This is a genomic window from Pararhodobacter aggregans (genome assembly GCF_003075525.1).
In the GTDB taxonomy this organism is placed as follows: Bacteria; Pseudomonadota; Alphaproteobacteria; order Rhodobacterales; family Rhodobacteraceae; genus Pararhodobacter; species Pararhodobacter aggregans.
In genome coordinates this window covers 15,884-33,783 of the sequence record NZ_QDDR01000007.1, presented here as the reverse complement: position 1 = coordinate 33,783, position 17,900 = coordinate 15,884, and the positions used below count along the sequence as shown (strand labels likewise).

Sequence of the window (17,900 nt, the reverse complement as noted above, 5' to 3'; positions counted from 1 at the left end):
TGGCGGGGGGCATCCCGGACCTTTCCCGAGACACTCTGCCCCCCCGGAGGAGATGTGTCGAACGACGAGAGGGCTTAAGCCTTTCTTAACCCGCCTTCTTTGCGCTTCAAATATCCCGGGGGGACCGGGGGGCTGGCCCCCCGGCGCTGCCACGGGCGCCCGGGCGGCTGTTCAGCGCCAGCTGCCGGGCATCGGGCCGGGCGCTTGCGGCTTTTTCAGCGATTCGAGCAGCCGGAAGGGCAGGCCCAGCACCGGGTTCAGCACCGGCGAGGCCTTGATCCGGGCCTTGGTCTGCTCGAATTGCATCACATTCTCGATGCGGCGGTCGAGGAAGGCCCAGGTCTCGGCGCTGCCCTCGCTGGTGTCGCCCAGCCAGAAGAGCACCGTCGCCGAATGCACCGCCGAGAGGATCGCGCGTTTGGAATACCAATTGCCGTCCTCCGAGGTGTCACCCAGCGTGTTCCACACCGTATCGGCGGTGTTCCAGACGGCGCGGGCGGCTTCGGGGGCGTTCTGCGGCAGCGCGAGCAGCGTGGCGGCGCGGCGCACCGCCTCGCGGTCGGCCTGTTCCAGCCTGAGGCGCAGGGCCAGGGCCACTTTCTCGCGGAATTTCAGGGTGCTGAGGTCGCGGGTGGCCAGCGCCTCCTGCATCTTGCGGTCGCCCTGGCGGTGATAGGCCAGCGCCAGATCGAGCCCGGCGCGGGGATAAAGCGCCTTGGCCAGTGCCGGGTCGATGCCGGTCTCGGCGGCGGCGGCGGCGAGCGTCGCCCCGGACCAGCCGTCGAAGGGGACATGGGCGAGCGCGGCCTCCAGCAGGCGGTCGGCGGCGGAGGTTTGGCTGTCGGTCATCGCGGGGCCTCGCGGTTCAGGGCGCACCCTGCATGTAGGACGCAGGACGCCGGTGGCCAAGCCCGAAGCGACAGAGCGGCGGCCCGGGGCGCGCAAACGCCGCAGCGGAACGGGTCGAATCCACGGTTTCCGGCCGCAAAACACCCCGCCGGGGCGTGGACAAGCCGCCCGGGCTTTGCTATGGGGGCGCTTCCTGCACTTATGTCACTTTAGCTTAGAAAGGTGGTGAAAACCACATGCAGGTATCGGTTCGCGACAACAACGTCGAACAGGCACTTCGGGCGCTGAAGAAAAAACTCCAGCGCGAGGGCGTGTTTCGCGAAATGAAGCTCAAGCAGCATTTCGAGAAACCCTCCGTCAAGAAGGCCCGTGAACAGGCCGAGGCGATCCGCCGTGCGCGCAAACTCGCGCGCAAGAAGGCGCAGCGTGAAGGTCTGGTCTGAACCTTTCGCCCTTTCGGGGGCGTGACGGAAAAGACCCCCGGTCCCCCGCGGTCCGGGGGTTTCTTTTTGCGCGGCGGAGGCGGCATGCGGGTTCTGGTCATCGGCGCGCATCACGGTCTGGGGGCGGTGATCCTGCGCCGGGCAGGCGCGGCGGGTCATGATGCCGCGCCCTTCGAGGGCGATCTGTTCGCGGGCGAGGCATTGGCCCGATCCGTGGCGCGGCAGGAGGCGGTGATCTCGACCCTCGGGCCGCGGCGCGATTCGCCGGCGGATCTGTGCGCGCAGGGCGCGTCGCGGATCATCGCGGCGATGCAGCGGGCCGGGGCGCGGCGGCTGATAAGTGTCAGCGGGGCGATGGTCGGCGAGGATGCTCGGCTGGGGCTGGTCTACCGGCTGATCCGGGCCCAGGTGCCCGGCGCCATCCTGGCCGACATGCGGCGGGCCGAGGCTCTGGTCAGGGGCTCGGGCCTCGACTGGACACTGGTGCGGCCGGTGCGGCTGACCGACGGGAAGGGGCGCGGTCGCTGGCGGGCCGATCCGGGCGCGCGGGTCGGCGGGCTGGCGCGGATCGCGCGGGAGGATGTGGCGCAGGCGATGCTCGCCGCGCTGGAGGACCCCGCGACCCACGGCCAAGCATTGCTCCTGCAGGGCTAGAGGTCGAGCGCGGTGGTCTTGACCACGGTCCGCAGCGAGAACGAACTCTGCATCTTTGCCACCCCCGGCAGCCGGGCCAGGTATTGGCGGTGGATGCGGGCGAAATCCTCGGTATCCTCGGCCACCAGCTTCAGCAGATAATCGGCGCTGCCCGCCATCAGGTGGCATTCCAGCACGTCGGGGATGCGGGCGACGGCCTTTTCGAACCCGTCCAGCACCTCGTCCGACTGGCCGTTGAGGGTGATCTCGACGAAGACGGTGGTCGGCTTGCCGATCCGCCTTGGGTCGACCAGCGCCACATAGCCGGCGATGAAGCCCTCGGTTTCCAGCCGCTGCACGCGGCGGTGGCAGGCCGAGGGCGAGAGGGCGACGCGCTCGGACAGGTCGGCGTTCGAGATCCGGCCCTCGTGCTGCAGGACCTTCAGGATGCGGCGGTCGGTGGGGTCTAGCTGCATCGCAGCGCAACTTTCATCGGGGTCAGGGGCGGGGCTTTCGAAGAATCTTGCGTCTTATCGCGCGGCTTGTCTGTCGAAATCAAGCAATCGCGGCGGAATCTGGGTAATTCTTCCAAGGACAGAGCGCAGGAGGGTATCATGCTGATCGGTTGTCCCCGGGAGATCAAGCCACAGGAATTCCGCGTCGGGATCACCCCCGCCGCCGCGCACGAGGCCGTCGCCGCGGGCCATCAGGTCATCATCGAGACCGGTGCCGGGCTGGGCGCGGGCTTCACCGATGCCGATTACCGCGCGGCCGGGGCGGCGATCGTCGAGACCGCGGCCGAGATCTTCGCCACGGCCGAGCTGGTGGTCAAGGTGAAGGAACCGCAGGCGGTCGAGCGCAGGCAGCTGCGCGCGGGGCAGGTGCTGTTCACCTATCTGCATCTGGCGCCCGATCCCGAGCAGACGGCGGATCTGCTGGCCTCGGGCGTCACCGCCATCGCCTATGAGACGGTGACCGACCGCTGGGGCGGGCTGCCGCTGCTGGCGCCGATGTCCGAGGTGGCGGGGAAGCTCGCGCCGCAGGTCGGCGCCTGGTCCTTGCAGAAGGCCAATGGCGGGCGGGGCGTGCTGATCGGCGGCGTGCCGGGGGTGCTGCCGGCCAAGGTGGTGGTGATCGGCGGCGGCGTGGTCGGCACCCATGCGGCGCGGGTCGCGGCCGGGATGGGGGCGGATGTGACGGTGCTGGACCGCTCGCTGCCGCGGATGCGGGCGCTGGATGACATGTTCGGCGGCCAGTTCAAGACCGGCTATGCCAGCGCCGAGCTGACCGCCCGGCTGGTGGCCGAGGCCGATATGGTGATCGGCGCGGTGCTGATCCCGGGCGCGGCGGCGCCGAAGCTGGTGACGCGGGCGCAACTGGCGACGATGAAGCCGGGCGCGGTGCTGGTCGATGTGGCGATTGACCAGGGCGGCTGTTTCGAGACCTCGCGCCCCACCACCCATGCCGACCCGATCTACGAGGTGGACGGCATCCTGCATTATTGCGTGGCCAATATGCCGGGGGCGGTGGCGCGAACCTCGACCCAGGCTCTGGGCAACGCCACGCTGCCCTTCATGCTGGCGCTGGCCAACAAGGGCTGGCGGCTGGCCTGCGCCGAGGACGAGCATCTGCTGAACGGGCTGAACACCCATGCCGGGCATCTGACCTATGACGCGGTGGGCAAGGCGCTGGGCCTGCCGGTGATGGCCGCGCGCGAGGCGCTGAGGGTCTAGGCGCCGATCAGGCCAAGGGCGAGTTCCAGCGCGATCAGCACCAGACCCAGCGCCGCGACGAAAAGCCAATAGGCCGAGGCCAGCGCCTGCACCTCGTCCAGATCGGCGATCCCGGGATGGCCGAGGCGCCCCAGCAGGCGCCGCGCGCGGGCGTCCTGCCCTTCGCGGTCGCGGGCCATGGCGGCGCTGTCGCCCCGGTGGACCAGCGACCAGACGAAGAGTTGCAGCGCATAGAGCGTCAGCGCCAGCGGCAGGAAGCGCGGGCGGCCCCAGACGGGCGGCATCGGGCGCAGCCCGGCCCCGGCCAGCCCCGCCAGCAGCGCCGCCATGCCCAGAGCGTAACCGATGATGCCGAGCATCCGCCCCTCCCCGTTCCTGCGCTGCAGCATGGCGGCAGGCAACGCGAAAGGCCACCCCGGTTCGAACCCGCGGCAGCGCGCCGATCACGTCGCCCGGAGGCGCCCCCACATCGCTTGACACGCGGGCAGGCGCGGGCCAGAAACCCCTCGCAGCAGAGCGAGGAACGAGCATGGCCGCCACCGCCGAAAAAAAGGACGGGATCTGGGAAACGGTCAAGACCGTTTTCTGGGCGCTGGTCATCGCCGGGGTCTTCCGCACCCTGTTTTTCCAGCCGTTCTGGATCCCCTCGGGCTCGATGAAAGAGACGCTGCTGATCGGCGATTTCCTCTTCGTCAACAAATGGGCCTATGGCTATTCGCGCTATTCCTGCCCCTTCGCTTTGTGCCCGATCACCGGCCGGATCTTCGCCTCGGACCCCGAGCGCGGCGATATCGTCGTCTTCCGCCATCCGGTTTCGGGCGATGACCTGATCAAGCGGCTGATCGGCCTGCCCGGCGACCGCATCCAGGTGCGCGAGGGCGTGCTCTACATCAACGACGAGGCCGTCCAGCTGGAAGACGCCGGCGATTTCGCCGAGACCTACGAGCGTCAGGGCTCGGCCGGGCAATACCCGCGCTGCGAGAATGCGCCGGTGGGGCAGGGCGGCGATTGCCTGAAGGGCCGCCAGATCGAGACGCTGCCCAATGGCGTGAGCCATTACATCCTCAACATCGAAGACAACGGTTTCGCCGACAACACCCCGGTCTTCACCGTGCCGGAGGGGCATTTCTTCTTCATGGGCGACAACCGCGACAATTCGGTCGACAGCCGCTTCCCGCAGGCGACCGGCGGCGTCGGTTTCGTGCCCTTCGAGAACCTGATCGGCCGGGCGGACCGGGTGATGTTCTCCTCGGCCGGGACCTCGATGCTGGCCTTCTGGACCTGGCGCCCCGACCGCTTCTTCCACGCGCTGCGCCTGGACTGAGGGCGCGGCGCCAGCCCCCGCTCCCGGCCGGGCCGGGGGGTGGGCACGGCTTGACTTGGCCTGTACCCAGGCCCAGAAAGCGGCCGTTGCCAAGGGGCTTGGCGAGGAACAGGCGGGGACAGGCAGCGCGGTGGCCAGCACCAAGACGCATCGCAGGCACGATTGGGGCGAGAGCCTGCGCACCTTCTCGGTGGCGCTGCTGATGGCGGTGGCGGTGCGGACCTTCCTGATCCAGCCGTTCTGGATCCCCTCCGGCTCGATGAAAGAGACGCTGCTGGTCGGCGATTTCCTCTTCGTCAACAAATTCGCCTATGGCTGGTCGCGCTGGTCCTGCCCCTGGGGTCTCTGCCCGATCGAGGGCAGGCTCTGGGGCGCGCTGCCGGAACGGGGCGATATCGTGGTTTTCCGCCATCCCGTCACCGGCGAGGATTACGTCAAGCGCCTGATCGGCCTGCCGGGCGACCGGGTGCGGATGCGGGCCGGCCATCTGCAGCTGAACGGCCAGCCGGTCGACCAGCGCCCCGCGGGCCAGTTCTCCGAGCCCTTCCTGCCCCAGGGCAGCACCGGCGCCGTGCCGCGCTGCGCGAACCGGCCGCGCCCGGGCGGGGAATGCCGCGTCGACCGCTCGGTCGAGACGCTGCCCAACGGCGTCTCCTACGCGATCCTCAACCTGACCGACTGGGCGCGCGGGGATACGACCGACGACATCGTGGTCCCCCCCGGCCATGTCTTCGTCCTGGGCGACAACCGTGACAACTCGCTCGACTCACGCTTTGCGCAGGCGCAGGGTGGGGTCGGCTTCGTGCCGCTCGAAAACCTGATCGGCCGCGCCGACCGGGTCCTGTTTTCCTCGGCGGGATCGTCGCTCTGGGCCTTCTGGACCTGGCGCGGCGACCGCTTCTTGCATGCAGTACACTGATGGCCAAGGGACTTTCGCTTTCCGCCGAGATGATCGCCTTCGCCGGGCGGCTGGGACACGACTTCCAGCGGCCCGAGCTTCTGATCCGGGCGCTCACCCATGCCTCGGCCGGCTCTCCGGTCCGGCCGCACAACCAGCGGCTGGAGTTTCTGGGCGACCGCGTGCTGGGCCTCGTCATGGCCGAGGCGCTGTTCTCGGCCGACCGCAAGGCGACCGAGGGGCAGCTGGCGCCCCGCTTCAACGCGCTGGTGCGCAAGGAGACCTGCGCCGATGTCGCGCGGACCATCGACCTGGGCGCCGTGCTGCGGCTCGGCCGGTCCGAGATGATCTCGGGCGGGCGGCGGAAAGAGGCGCTTCTGGGCGACGCGATGGAGGCGGTTCTGGCCGCGGTCTATCTGGACGCGGGGCTGGAGGCCGCGCGCGCCGTGATCCTGCGCCATTGGGCGCAGCGCATCGACCAGGTCGACGCCGACGCCCGCGACGCCAAGACCGCGCTGCAGGAATGGGCGCAGGGCCGGGGCGAGGCGCCCCCCGCCTATGTCGAGATCGCCCGCGAGGGCCCGCCGCATGCGCCGGTCTTCACGATCGAGGTCCGCACCGAGGGCGGGCTCAGCGCCCGGGCCGAGGCCGGGTCGAAACGCGCCGCCGAACAGGCGGCGGCCAAGATGCTGCTCGATCAGGTCAGCGCCGCGTGAGCCTGGCCGACAATCGCAAGGGCGCGCTGTTTATGACGCTGGCCATGGCGGCCTTCGCCGTCGAGGACAGTTTCCTCAAGGCGGCGACCGCGCTGGTTCCGCCTGCCACCGCCATGATGGGCTTCGGCGCGCTAGGCATGCTGGTCTTTGCCGTGATCGCCCGGTTCCGGGGCGAGGCGGCACTGCCCCGGATCACCCGGGGCCTGGCGATCCGCTCGGGCTTCGAGATCGGCGGGCGGCTCTTCTATTCGCTGGCGCTGGCCTTCGCCGGGCTCGGCGCCACCTCGGCCATCCTGCAGGCGACGCCGCTGGTGGTGATTGCCGGGGCGGTCTGGGTCTTCGGCGAAAAGGTCGGCTGGCGGCGCTGGACGGCGATCGGGGTGGGCTTCCTCGGCGTGCTGCTGGTGTTGCGGCCCTCGGGCGAGGCGCTGCAACCCGCCGCGCTCTTTGCGCTCCTCGGCATGGCGGGCTTTGCCGGCCGCGATCTGGCGACCCGCGCCGCGCCGCTGACCGTGACCAACGCGCAGCTGGGGGTGCTGGGGCTGGGCATGCTGTTCCTGGCGGGGCTGGTGGTGCAGCTGGTGACGCTGAGCCCGCTCGCGCTGCCGCCCCCCGCGGCCGTGGGCGCGATCCTCGGCGCCACGGTTTTCGGCTGCATCGCCTATGCCGCGCTGACGGTGGCGATGCGCACGGGCGAGGTCTCGGTCGTGACGCCCTTCCGCTACACCCGGCTGGTCTTCGCCCTGATCCTCGCCGTGGCGGTGTTCGGCGAACGCCCGGACCTGCCGATGCTGCTGGGCTCGGCGCTGATCGTCGGATCGGGCCTGTTCACACTCGCCCGGTCGCGGCGGGTCAAGGCCGGGACCTAGCGGGCGGGTTCGGGCGGCATGCGACCCTTTTGGCGCGCATCGGCCCGCCAGAGCTTGCGCCGCACCCCCTCGGGTTCGAGGTGCCGGTAGCACCCGCCCGAGAACTTCGGCCAGTCCAGGGCCAGGCCCTGGCTGACCAGTTCCGCGCCGATGTCGCGCCCGTCGGGCAGATAACAGCGCGCCACGCAGCGGTCGTAGCTGACATCTTCCAGCAATTCGGCCCGGACCCGGTGGCCGCGTGTCATCTCGACCACCGCCCATTTCGCGCGCTTGCCCCAAGGGTGGTTCATCTCCGGCGCGTCGATGCCGTAAAGCCTGAGCCGCACGCCGTCGATGATGATCGGGTCGCCGTCGATGACGAAACAGGGCCCGGTCAGAACCCGCTTCTGCGTCAGGATCGCGCCGCCGCTTTGTGCCGGGGGCACGCCCGGGGGCTGGATCGGCGGGCGGCGCGGATGGCGGGGATCGGAGGTCGGGGCGGAACGTCTGGGGGCGGAAGACCCGCGGAACAACCGGCGCAACAGGGCTATCAGCCTCACGCAACACTCCTTCACTCGTGAACGATGGCCAGATTGCCTTGCCCGCCTCGAAGAATCCAGCATTTGGTGGCAGTGGCGCCGCGCATGGTATAAGGGGCGGCATGGCGGATGAGACAGGACCCAAAATGACCACACGCGCGGGCTTCGTCGCCCTGATCGGAGAGCCGAACGCCGGCAAATCGACGCTCCTGAACCGGATGGTGGGGGCCAAGGTCTCGATCGTCACGCATAAGGTGCAGACGACCCGCGCCCGGATCCGCGGCATCGCCCTGGAAGGTGAGGCGCAGATCGTCTTCGTCGACACGCCCGGGCTCTTCCGTCCCCGCCGCAGGCTGGACCGGGCCATGGTCGCGGCCGCCTGGGGCGGCGCGGCGGATGCCGATATCGTGGTCCTGCTGATCGAGGCGCATCGCGGCCTGACCGAGGGGGTCGAGGCGATCCTCGCCTCGCTCAGGGAACGGGCCGAGGGCCGCCGCATCGCGCTCGCCATCAACAAGATCGACAAGGTCAAGGCCGAGGCGCTGCTGAAGCTGACCCAGAGCCTGAACGAGGCCTTCCCCTTCGAGAAGACCTTCCTGATTTCGGCCGAACGCGGGCATGGCACGCAGGACCTGAAGGAATGGCTGGCGGGCGCGCTGCCCGAAGGGCCCTGGCTTTATCCTGAGGACCAGATCGCCGACCTGCCGATGCGGATGATCGCCGCCGAGATGACGCGCGAGAAATGCACCCTCCGGCTGCACCAGGAACTGCCCTACGAGCTGACCGTGGAAACCGAGGCCTGGGAGGACCGCGAGGACGGCTCGACCCGCATCGACCAGGTGATCTTCGTCGCGCGCGACGGCCACAAGGGCATCGTGCTGGGCCACAAGGGCGAGACGGTCAAGGCGATCGGCCAGCAGGCCCGCGCCGAGATCGCCGAATTCCTCGGCCGCAAGGTGCACCTGTTCCTGACCGTCCGGGTGCGGGAGAACTGGCTGAACGAGGCCGAACGCTACGGCGAGATGGGCCTCAATTTCCGCGACGGCGATGGCTGACTTCATTCTGCCGGAAATACGCACGGGGTTTCCAAAGGGGCCGGTGGGCCCCTTTGGCGAGGGGAGCGCGAGGGGGCGAGCAGCCCCCTCGCTCCGCCCGTGACCCCCAGGCTCACGGCCGATTTCTGGGTCCAGGCCTATCTGACCCGCCTGCGCCTGGCCGATATTCCCGCTTTCGTGGTGAAGAAGGGCGATGCGACGGCCGGCTCGGTGCTCATCAAGCAAAGCTCGCTCGACGGTTCCGCCAGCCTGCACCGCCGCCAGTTCGACCTGATGGAAGACATGACCCGCTGGGCCGAGGTGGCCCGCGGTGCCGAGGCCGAGATCGACGCCCAGATCGCGCGCGAGCGGGGGCGGGACCCGGATCTGTGGGTGATCGAGGTCGAGGATCGGGCGGGGCGCACGCTTCTGGACGAGCCGGGGTTCGAGGGGTGACGGAGGAGCCGGGTGGCTGCTCGCCCCCCGGACCCCCTCGCCCAAGGGGCCCACGGGCCCCTTGGGGAACCCCGTGCGTATTTGAGACAAAGTGATGGGCGCCTTGCCTTGCGTGGCCGGACGCGCTAGGCCCGCGATGCAACCCCGGAGGCCCCATGCCGACCTTTACCGCCCTCACCACGCTGTCCGACGAATCCCGCGCCCAGGCCCTGGGCGAGGCTCTGGAAGAGCTGGATCCGGCGCCGGTGGGCGTGGGCGTCTTCGAGCTGGAGGACGGCTCGGGCCTGTGGGAGGTCGGCGCCTATTTCACCGACGTTCCCGACGACATCGCGCTGACGCTGATGGCCGCGGCCTTCGGCTCGGCTGAATTCGCGATCTCCGAGTTGCCGGAAATCGACTGGGTCGCCCATGTCCGCCGCGAGCTGAAGCCGGTCGAGGCCGGGCGCTTCTTCGTCTATGGCAGTCATGATGCCGAGAAGCTGCCCGCCGACCGCATCGGCCTGTTGATCGAGGCCGCCATGGCCTTCGGCACCGGCCATCACGGCACCACGCTGGGCTGCCTCAGGGCGCTGGACCGGCTGGCCACCAGCGGTTTCCACGGCAAGAACGTCATCGACGTCGGCTGCGGCACGGCGGTGCTGGCCATGGGCGCGGCCAAGATCTGGCCCGAGACGGTGCTCGCCACCGATATCGACCAGGTCGCGGTCGACGTGGCCGAGGCCAATGTCGTCGCCAATGGCCTCGACGGTCGCGTCGAATGCCTGGAGGCCATGGGTTTCGATCATGACCTGATCCATGCCCGCGCGCCCTATGATCTGGTTTTCGCCAATATCCTCAAGGGTCCGCTGATCCAGATCGCCCCCGATATGGCCCGGCACACCGAGGCCGGGAGCCTCGCCATCCTCTCGGGCCTGCTCACCACCCAGGCGGCGGATGTGCTGGCGGCCTATCAGGCGGCGGGTTTCACCGAAGTGGAGCGCGAGGAAATCGGCGACTGGACCACGCTGGTGCTGCGCCGCGCCTGAATTTCGCCAAACTCGGTCCTTAGCCTCGGCGCCTGTGGTCAAGATACCGAGTGTGCCCGATGCAAAGTCCCGATTTCCGCCGCCGCATGGCCCATGTCCTCGCCGCCCGTGTCGAGGCGGTGAAGGCGCGCGAGCAAAAGCCCCGCCGCGCCGCCGCGATCCTGTCGGCTTTCGCCGCGACGCTGGTCTGCTTCTTCGTGCTGAAAGCCGCGGCCGTGGCCCATAACGGCCATGCCTTCGCCGAGCCGCCCGGGGAGGGGGCCGGGATCGCCGCGCAGCTCCATCACTGGCTCGCCGGGGCCGATCCGATCAGCGCCACGCTGGCCGCGGCCCTGCGCCAGGCGCCGCTGCCGGGGGCACGGGACACGCTCTGACCCATGTCCCCAAAGCAAAGCGCCGCGCCGGTTGCCCGGGCGGCGCTGCTGTCGTTGTGGCGGGACGGGGTCAGCGCAGGGCGCCGACCACATCCTCGATGTCGCCACGGCACAGACCGATATCATCGAGCTCGCGGTCGGAGAGCTTCGCCAGCTCGCGGCGGGTGACACGCTTGTCATTCCACGCGGCGACGCGGGCAAAGGTATCGGCGAACGAGAACCCGAGGCTGCGGCCGAACACGCCGTCGGCGACGGGGCGGGCGGAGGTAAAGAAGGCCATCGGAGGCTCCTGTCGTTTCAAAACTGCCAAAGCATTGTGCTTGCGAGCCGTAGATAGCTCTTTGCAGGTGCAGCGAGAAGACAGGGAACGCGCAATCCCGCCATGCAAGCCAAGCATGGCAAGTGGCATGGGGACCCACCCCGTGCGCGACGGATTGAGGGTGAATGCGACCAATTTAGGGTCCTTTGCGAAGGATGCAACAGGATTGTGACCCCTCGCGCCGGCGAATCGCCTTTGCGCTGGTCAATGTTCACTTTTCGTGCTAGTCAGCGGGCAAGGCCGGGGCAACCGTGCCAGCAGGAACAGGCAGGGCTTTGCGATGCGTGTGATGGGAATCGACCCCGGTTTGCGCAACCTCGGCTGGGGGGTGATCGACGTGGACGGCAGCCGCCTGAAACATGTCGCCAACGGGGTCCTGCATTCGGACGGCACGGCGGATCTGGCAACGCGGCTGCTGGGCCTGCACCGGCAGCTCACCGCGGTGGTGGCGGCGCAGCGCCCCGATTGCGCCGCGGTCGAACAGACCTTCGTCAACAAGGACGCCGTGGCCACGCTGAAACTGGGCCACGCCAGGGCCGTGGCGCTGCTGGTGCCGGCGCAGGCGGGGCTCGTGGTCGGCGAATACGCCCCCAATGCGGTGAAGAAGGCCGTGGTCGGGGTCGGCAAGGCGGCCAAGGTGCAGGTGGACCATATGGTGCGGATGCAATTGCCGGGCGTGCAGATCGACGGGCCCGATGCCGCCGATGCGCTGGCCGTGGCGATCTGCCATGCCTTCCACATGCAAAGCGCCGGGCGGCTGCAGGCGGCGCTGAGGGCGGCGGGATGATCGGCAAACTCTCGGGGCGGATCGATTACAAGGGAACCGATCACGTGCTGCTCGACGTGCGGGGCGTGGGCTATATCGTCCATGTCTCGGACCGCACGCGGATGGCGCTGCCCGGCCCGGGTGGCATGGCCGCGCTCTATACCGAATTGCTGGTGCGCGAGGATCTGCTGCAGCTCTTCGGCTTCCAGACCCTGGCCGAGAAGGAATGGCACCGCCTGTTGATGTCGGTGCAGGGCGTGGGCGCCAAGGCGGCGATGGCCATTCTGGGCACGCTGGGGCCCGAGGGCGTGGCGCGGGCGCTGGCCATCGGCGACGCGGGCGCCATCCGCAAGGCGCCGGGCGTCGGGCCGAAGCTCGCCAGCCGCGTGGTGATGGAGCTGAAGGACAAGGCGCCCGCCGTCATGGCCATGGGCAGCGCCGCCCCGGATCTGGACGAGGACGCGCCGCTGGTCGAGCCGGTGGAGGAGGCCCCCGCCGCCACCCCGGCCCCGAAACCCGCCAAACCCTCGGCCCGCCGCCAGGCGCAGCAGGCCCAGGCCGACGCGCTTTCGGCGCTGACCAACCTCGGCTATGCGCCCTCGGAGGCCGCCCAGGCCGTCGCCACCGCCGCCGAAGAAGAAAGCGAAACCCCCGCCCTGATCCGCGCCGCCCTGAAACTGCTGGCGCCGAAGTGACCTCGCGTATTCATTCTGCCGAAAATACGCATGGACGCCGCCCGCCGTTCCGCGCGACATGACTGACATGAGCAATCCCGACCCCACCCTCCGCCCGGACCGTCAGCCCGAGGATACCGACCGCGCGCTGCGGCCGCAGATGCTGGACGAATTCATCGGCCAGCACGAGGCGCGGGCCAATCTCAAGGTCTTCATCCAGTCGGCCAGGATGCGCGGCGAGGCGATGGACCACACGCTGTTCTACGGGCCGCCCGGTCTGGGCAAGACCACGCTGGCGCAGATCATGGCGCGCGAATTGGGCGTGGGGTTCCGCATGACCTCGGGCCCGGTGCTGGCCAAGGCGGGGGATCTGGCGGCGATCCTGACCAATCTGGAGGCGCGCGATGTCCTCTTCATCGACGAGATCCACCGCCTGAACCCGGCGGTGGAGGAGGTGCTCTATCCGGCGATGGAGGATTTCCAGCTGGATCTGGTGATCGGCGAGGGGCCGGCGGCGCGAACGGTGCGGATCGAGTTGCAGCCCTTCACGCTGGTCGGGGCGACGACCCGGCTGGGGCTGCTGACCACGCCTTTGCGCGACCGTTTCGGGATCCCGACCCGGCTGCAATTCTATACCGAGCCCGAGCTGTGCGAGATCGTCGCCCGGGGGGCGCGGCTGCTCGGCGTCGCCGCCGATGCCGAGGGCGTGCGCGAGATCGCGCGGCGGGCGCGGGGCACGCCGCGGATCGCCGGGCGGCTGCTGCGCCGGGTGGTCGATTTCGCGCTGGTCGAGGGCGATGGCACGCTGCACCGCGGGCTCGCCGACGATGCGCTGACCCGGCTGGGGGTGGATCATCTGGGTCTCGATGGCGCGGACCGGCGCTATCTGCGGCTGCTGGCCGACAGCTATGGCGGCGGTCCGGTCGGGGTGGAGACGATCGCCGCCGCGCTGAGCGAGAGCCGCGATGCCATCGAGGAGGTGATCGAGCCTTACCTCTTGCAGCAGGGGCTGATCGCCCGGACCCCGCGCGGCCGGATGCTGACGCAGGCGAGCTGGCGGCATCTGGGCCTGCCGCCGCCGCGTCCGGCGGGGCAGGCGGAGCTGTTCGATCCCGAGTGACGGGAGATCACGTTTCCGTGAGGCGCCGGACCGTTGTTCCCTGCATTCCGCCCGGGTTGCTGCGGGCTTCGGCGGCCGGGACGGCCGCCCGCGCCGGGCCCGATGGCCAGCCAGGCCATGCTTGACGTCTTGCAGGCCGCGTGACCCGAGGGCGTGGTGCCAGGGTGGCCCCGATGCGGCGGCGGGCGGGTCCGAACGGCGGAAACCCCTGATCCGCATGGCACTTTTCGGCCAGCAAACGGCGGTGTACGGTGGGCGAAACTTCGGCGCTCCGGGGGGCTCATGATTCTCGCAGATGCGCAGATTGCGCCCAGCACCCTGTCGGTCATCGTCGGCTATCTGGCCCAATACACCCGCGTCTGCGCGATGCTGATCGACGCCGAGGGGCGGATCGCCGCGGTCAACCGCGCGGGTCTGGCGCTGATCGAGCAGGACGCGAGCGAGGTCTGCGGCAGGGACTGGCTGACCCTGTGCGAGGGCGAGGACCGCGCCCGCGCCGCCGCTGCGGTGGCCACCTGTTTCGAAGGCCACGCCACCCGCTTTGCCGCCAATCTGATCGCCACCGGCAGGCAGGGCCCGTGGCAGGTCGAGGCGGTGCCCTGCGATTGGGTCGGCGGCAATGTCGCGCGCATCCTGCTGCTGTCGACGCCCGCGACCGGCCCGGCCGATGACGCCGACGCGGCGTTGAAAAGCCGCGACGCCGCCGCCGCGCTGGCCCAGACGCTGCACACGATCGCCAATCTCTCGACCGCGGCGATTTCGGCCGCGAACATCCTGCGGCGCGGCGTCACGCCCGAACGGGCCGAGGTCGTCGCCCAGTCGCTGGAAGAGACCGGGCAGGCCGCCGCCCGCGCCATGGGCGACCTCAAGGCGCTGGTCGGGGCAGAGCCTCCGGCGGCCTGATCAGCCGCCTTCGCGCAGCCGGATCAGGGCCTTGGACAGCGTTTCGGCGGTATAGGGCTTTTGCACCACCGGCGCGGGCGGGAACTGCGCCAGCGCGTCCGACTGGCTGCCATAGCCGCTGGCCAGCACGAAGGGGATCTCGCGCGCGGCCAGGTATTTGGCGACCGGCAGGCTGGTTTCCGAGCCGAGGTTGATGTCCAGGATCGCCAGCGACAGGGTGCTGGCATCGGCGACGCGGAACGCCTCGGCCACGGAGGAGGCGATATGCACCACCTCGGCCCCGAAATCGCTGAGGATGTCCGAGGCATCCATGGCGATGATCAGATTGTCCTCGACCACCAGCGCCACGCCGGACAGCGCCAGTTTCTCGGCCGTCTCGATCCGGGCGGGCTTGCTGCCGGCCGTCGGCCGCGCCGCGCCCTCTCGGACGAAGCGTTCGGGCAGCAGGAAGTCGGCGTGCAGGCCGGTCAGGCGGAAATCGACCTCGGCCGCGCCGTCCAGCTCGAAGGGGATCGACTTTTCGATGATCGTCGTGCCAAATCCGCGGCGGCTGGGGGGCTGCACGGCCGGTCCGCCGCTTTCGGTCCAGGTGATCCGCACGAAACCGTCGCCGAGGAAGGTGGTCTGCACCTCGACCCGACCCGCCGCGGTCGAGAGGGCCCCGTATTTGACCGAATTGGTGACCAGTTCGTGAAAGACCAGCGCCATGGTGGCGAAGGCCTCGGGCGAGAGGTCGATCTCGGGGCCGGACAGGATCAGGCGCCGTTCGTCGCCGTCCAGATAGGCGCGCAGCTCGGTCCTGAGCAGTTCGCGGAAGGCGACGGGCTTCCATTCCATCTCGGTCAGCTGGTCATGGGCCTGTGCCAGGGCGTGGATGCGCCCGTCGATGGCGGCGGTGAATTCCTCGATCGAGCCGGTGGTCTTGCGCGATTGCTTCACCAGCGAGCGGATCAGGCCCAGGATGTTGCGCACCCGGTGGTTCAGCTCGGCGATCAGCAATTCCTGCTGGTCCTGGGCGCGCTTGCGCTCGCTGTTGACCTCATCGGCCAGTTTCAGCACCACCTCCAGCAGGGTGACGCGGATCGCCTCGGCGGCGCGGAGCGCGGTGGGCGACCATTGCTCGGACCGGCTGCCGATCTCTTCCTTCCAGATCTCGAAGCTCTTGCGGGGCGTCAGCCGCGCGCCATAAGCGCCGACCTCGACCGGCTTGTGCGGATTGCCGGCCCAGGCGACCTGCCGCACGGCCTCGGTCCGGAACAGGACGATGTAATCGCGCGGCTTGCGGGAAATCGGGATGGCCAGGATCCCGGCGCAGCAGTCGATCACATGCTCCATCGAGGGCAGGCGGGCGACCAGATGGTCGGTCGCATAGACCCGCGACACGGTCGAGGTGTTGAGAAACCGGGCGATGGTCTGGAAGTCCTGAAAGCCCGGCGTCTTGCCATGGGTGACGTATTTGCCGTCGGAATAGAGCGCGATGCCGTCGAAGCGGATCACCTTGGCGATCTCGCGCACGATGCCCTGAAAGCCGTGCTCCAGATCCTCGTTCGAGCTGAGCTGCATCATCAGCCGGTCGTGCAGCTTCTGCGCCCGTCCCGCCGTCTCGCTGACCGCCCGGGCCTCGCGCCGCTCCAGCTCGTAGGCGTAGAATTGCGCCAGCAGCTCGATGGCGGTGCGGCGTTCGTAATCGACATAGAGCGGTTCGCGGTGGTGGCAGGCGAAAAGCCCCCAAAGCTCGCCCCGGATGACGATGGAGACCGACATCGAGGCCCGCACCCGCATGTTGCGCAGGTATTCCAGATGGATGGGCGAAACGGCGCGGGTCACGGCCAGCGACAGGTCCAGCGGCTGCCCCTCGGGGCTGTATTGCGGCACGATCGGCGAAACGGGATCGTCCACATCCGAAATCAGCCGCAACAGGCTGCGCTTGTAGAGGTCGCGCGCCTGGCGGGGAATGTCCGAGGCGGGAAAATGCATACCGAGATAGGTCTCGGCATCCTGGCTGTCCTTGGCCTCGGCAATGACGCTGCCGTCGCCTTCGGGGCCGAACTGATAGACCAGCACCCGGTCGAAACCGGCGAGGCTGCGCAGTTGCTCGGCCGCGGTCTGCGACACGCCGAGGATGTCCTTCTCGACCGAGATGCGGCGCATCATCGGCGTGACGATGGCCAGCTCGTCATGGTCGGTGCCGCGCGACTTGGCCTCGAATTCGAAGACGAAGCTCAGGTTCGACTGATGGGCGCTGATATCGAAGAGCCGCCCGTCGCCGAAGACGTCGAACCCGAACAGCCGCGCCACGGCATTCTCGTTGCTGGCGCCGCCCAGCCGTTCGCGCAGCTTGGCGACGCTGGCGGCGGGCAGGAAGTCACCCAGCGGGCAGCCGACCAGCGCATCGGCGGCAAGGCCCAGCACATGCTCGCAGTTTTCCGAGGCGTGCTGCACGATCCAGTCGGCCGAAATGGCGATCAGCGCGCCGAAGCTCTGCACATTGCCCAGAATGTGGATCGGCTCGCGGTCGCAATTCGTCAGATCGACGGGCGTGTCGGTCGAGATGAAAGGGTCGTTCATGGGGTCCGTTCCGCGGCGGGCGTGAGAAGGGTCGCGGCCTCTGCCTGAAAGATGCCAAAGACGCGGCGGGCATCGTCGACGATGCGCCGGGCGGCTTCGGTCCCGGTGGCGCTGCGGGCGATGCGCTGGGAAAAGGCGGTCCAGGCGGCGGTATCGGGCGTCATGGCCAGTGCGCCGGTGCGCTGCGCGGGCGCCAGCCCCTGCCTGAGCAGCGAGAGGCCCATCTGCGAGCCGAGCAGCACATAGGCGGCGGCATCGGCTTCGATGGGGACATCGTAGTGCGACGGATTGTCGTCGGGGAAGTCGGGACCCAGCGCCTCGACCATCCGCGCCATGAGCGCCGTGGCCTCGGCCGCCTGCCATTGGCAGGCATGCCCGACCCTGAGCGTCCCGCGGTAGAGGATCCGGGAATAGACCGCGCGCGGGCCCGGCTCGCGCAGGTCGAGTTGCGAGATATGCGCATCCAGTCGCGCATGGTCCTCGCTGGTCGCGGTTCGCAGCAGCACCCGCAAGGAAGTTCGCCCGGCGGTCGGGTCGTCAGTCGGTGGGTGCAACGATGGGGCCTATCTCTGTCGAATGCCCTCCCCCTTGGAGAGCATCCTGCGACAACGCCGCGGCGTTCCGAAAGTTCCCGCAATTCTCAAAGATTCTGCAGACTTCCGCGGCGCCGGTCGCCGA

The 17,900-nt window shown here is 69.2% G+C and carries 22 protein-coding genes; 15 read left to right on the top strand and 7 right to left on the bottom strand.

Annotated features, from left to right (window positions below; all coding sequences use genetic code 11):
• Window positions 1-171 precede the first annotated feature (171 nt).
• Complete coding sequence (locus DDE23_RS13750) at window positions 172-849, bottom strand: COQ9 family protein (RefSeq protein WP_107752321.1); 678 nt, start codon at window positions 847-849, stop codon at window positions 172-174.
• A gap of 236 nt (window positions 850-1,085) precedes the next feature.
• On the opposite strand from DDE23_RS13750, the gene rpsU reads away from it, so the two are divergent.
• Together rpsU and DDE23_RS13740 are read left to right on the top strand one after the other, a co-directional pair.
• Window positions 1,086-1,292 (top strand): 30S ribosomal protein S21, encoded by a 207-nt coding sequence (rpsU, locus tag DDE23_RS13745; protein WP_107752320.1) that lies wholly within the window; start codon window positions 1,086-1,088, stop codon window positions 1,290-1,292.
• An 84-nt stretch (window positions 1,293-1,376) separates the two neighbouring features.
• A complete protein-coding gene (locus DDE23_RS13740; protein ID WP_107752319.1) occupies window positions 1,377-1,946 on the top strand; it encodes an NAD(P)-dependent oxidoreductase in 570 nt (189 codons plus the stop codon).
• On the opposite strand, the gene DDE23_RS13735 is transcribed toward DDE23_RS13740, so the two are convergent.
• On the bottom strand, window positions 1,943-2,401 hold the full coding sequence (locus DDE23_RS13735; protein WP_107752318.1) for an Lrp/AsnC family transcriptional regulator: 459 nt from the start codon (window positions 2,399-2,401) through the stop codon (window positions 1,943-1,945). The genes DDE23_RS13740 and DDE23_RS13735 overlap by 4 nt on opposite strands.
• Window positions 2,402-2,539: 138 nt before the next feature.
• Between DDE23_RS13735 and ald the strand changes: the two genes are divergently transcribed.
• Window positions 2,540-3,658 carry an alanine dehydrogenase gene (gene ald, locus DDE23_RS13730; RefSeq protein WP_107752317.1) on the top strand — a complete coding sequence of 373 codons (1,119 nt, stop codon included), beginning with the start codon at window positions 2,540-2,542 and terminating at the stop codon, window positions 3,656-3,658.
• Here the strand turns inward: ald and DDE23_RS13725 are convergent.
• Window positions 3,655-4,017, bottom strand: coding sequence for a hypothetical protein (locus DDE23_RS13725; RefSeq protein ID WP_107752316.1), 363 nt, complete (start codon window positions 4,015-4,017; stop codon window positions 3,655-3,657). The two genes, ald and DDE23_RS13725, sit on opposite strands and share 4 nt — an antisense overlap.
• 170 nt (window positions 4,018-4,187) lie before the next feature.
• Between DDE23_RS13725 and lepB (DDE23_RS13720) the strand changes: the two genes are divergently transcribed.
• From lepB (DDE23_RS13720) to DDE23_RS13705, 4 genes are all read left to right on the top strand, one after another.
• Entirely contained in the window at window positions 4,188-4,982 is a 795-nt protein-coding gene (gene lepB, locus DDE23_RS13720; protein ID WP_107752315.1) for a signal peptidase I, read from the top strand.
• A 202-nt stretch (window positions 4,983-5,184) separates the two neighbouring features.
• Window positions 5,185-5,901 carry a signal peptidase I gene (gene lepB, locus DDE23_RS13715; protein ID WP_238149996.1) on the top strand — a complete coding sequence of 239 codons (717 nt, stop codon included), beginning with the start codon at window positions 5,185-5,187 and terminating at the stop codon, window positions 5,899-5,901.
• On the top strand, window positions 5,901-6,596 hold the full coding sequence (gene rnc, locus DDE23_RS13710) for a ribonuclease III (RefSeq protein ID WP_107752313.1): 696 nt from the start codon (window positions 5,901-5,903) through the stop codon (window positions 6,594-6,596). The genes lepB (DDE23_RS13715) and rnc overlap by 1 nt, the downstream gene beginning before the upstream one ends.
• 2 nt (window positions 6,597-6,598) lie before the next feature.
• Complete coding sequence (locus DDE23_RS13705) at window positions 6,599-7,465, top strand: DMT family transporter (RefSeq protein WP_272947881.1); 867 nt, start codon at window positions 6,599-6,601, stop codon at window positions 7,463-7,465.
• Here the strand turns inward: DDE23_RS13705 and DDE23_RS13700 are convergent.
• On the bottom strand, window positions 7,462-8,004 hold the full coding sequence (locus DDE23_RS13700) for a thermonuclease family protein (protein ID WP_238149987.1): 543 nt from the start codon (window positions 8,002-8,004) through the stop codon (window positions 7,462-7,464). The genes DDE23_RS13705 and DDE23_RS13700 overlap by 4 nt on opposite strands.
• Window positions 8,005-8,129: 125 nt before the next feature.
• Here DDE23_RS13700 and era point away from each other — a divergent pair, with 125 nt between their 5' ends.
• The 4 genes from era to DDE23_RS13680 all read left to right on the top strand — a co-directional run bounded on the left by era (window position 8,130) and on the right by DDE23_RS13680 (window position 10,872).
• Window positions 8,130-9,038: a GTPase Era gene (gene era, locus DDE23_RS13695; RefSeq protein WP_107752311.1), complete on the top strand. Its 909-nt coding sequence runs from the start codon at window positions 8,130-8,132 to the stop codon at window positions 9,036-9,038.
• 99 nt (window positions 9,039-9,137) lie between these two features.
• Complete coding sequence (locus tag DDE23_RS13690) at window positions 9,138-9,473, top strand: DUF1491 family protein (RefSeq protein ID WP_107752310.1); 336 nt, start codon at window positions 9,138-9,140, stop codon at window positions 9,471-9,473.
• 155 nt (window positions 9,474-9,628) lie between these two features.
• Window positions 9,629-10,498 (top strand): 50S ribosomal protein L11 methyltransferase, encoded by an 870-nt coding sequence (locus tag DDE23_RS13685; protein ID WP_107752309.1) that lies wholly within the window; start codon window positions 9,629-9,631, stop codon window positions 10,496-10,498.
• Between the two features lie 59 nt (window positions 10,499-10,557).
• Window positions 10,558-10,872, top strand: coding sequence for a hypothetical protein (locus DDE23_RS13680; RefSeq protein WP_107752308.1), 315 nt, complete (start codon window positions 10,558-10,560; stop codon window positions 10,870-10,872).
• 70 nt (window positions 10,873-10,942) lie between these two features.
• Here the strand turns inward: DDE23_RS13680 and DDE23_RS13675 are convergent, their stop codons facing one another.
• Window positions 10,943-11,152: a DUF1127 domain-containing protein gene (locus DDE23_RS13675; RefSeq protein WP_107752307.1), complete on the bottom strand. Its 210-nt coding sequence runs from the start codon at window positions 11,150-11,152 to the stop codon at window positions 10,943-10,945.
• 319 nt (window positions 11,153-11,471) lie between these two features.
• Between DDE23_RS13675 and ruvC the strand changes: the two genes are divergently transcribed.
• The 4 genes from ruvC to DDE23_RS13655 all read left to right on the top strand — a co-directional run bounded on the left by ruvC (window position 11,472) and on the right by DDE23_RS13655 (window position 14,654).
• Window positions 11,472-11,978 carry a crossover junction endodeoxyribonuclease RuvC gene (gene ruvC / locus DDE23_RS13670; RefSeq protein ID WP_107752306.1) on the top strand — a complete coding sequence of 169 codons (507 nt, stop codon included), beginning with the start codon at window positions 11,472-11,474 and terminating at the stop codon, window positions 11,976-11,978.
• Window positions 11,975-12,652 carry a Holliday junction branch migration protein RuvA gene (gene ruvA, locus DDE23_RS13665; protein ID WP_107752305.1) on the top strand — a complete coding sequence of 226 codons (678 nt, stop codon included), beginning with the start codon at window positions 11,975-11,977 and terminating at the stop codon, window positions 12,650-12,652. The genes ruvC and ruvA overlap by 4 nt, the downstream gene beginning before the upstream one ends.
• Window positions 12,653-12,719: 67 nt before the next feature.
• Window positions 12,720-13,751 carry a Holliday junction branch migration DNA helicase RuvB gene (ruvB, locus tag DDE23_RS13660; RefSeq protein ID WP_107752304.1) on the top strand — a complete coding sequence of 344 codons (1,032 nt, stop codon included), beginning with the start codon at window positions 12,720-12,722 and terminating at the stop codon, window positions 13,749-13,751.
• A gap of 282 nt (window positions 13,752-14,033) precedes the next feature.
• A complete protein-coding gene (locus DDE23_RS13655; protein ID WP_107752303.1) occupies window positions 14,034-14,654 on the top strand; it encodes a PAS domain-containing protein in 621 nt (206 codons plus the stop codon).
• Here the strand turns inward: DDE23_RS13655 and DDE23_RS13650 are convergent, their stop codons facing one another.
• On the bottom strand, window positions 14,655-17,222 hold the full coding sequence (locus DDE23_RS13650; RefSeq protein ID WP_107752302.1) for an HWE histidine kinase domain-containing protein: 2,568 nt from the start codon (window positions 17,220-17,222) through the stop codon (window positions 14,655-14,657). It abuts the gene before it with no gap.
• On the bottom strand, window positions 17,219-17,734 hold the full coding sequence (locus tag DDE23_RS13645; protein WP_107752301.1) for a heme oxygenase-like domain-containing protein: 516 nt from the start codon (window positions 17,732-17,734) through the stop codon (window positions 17,219-17,221). The genes DDE23_RS13650 and DDE23_RS13645 overlap by 4 nt, the downstream gene beginning before the upstream one ends.
• Window positions 17,735-17,900 lie beyond the last annotated feature (166 nt).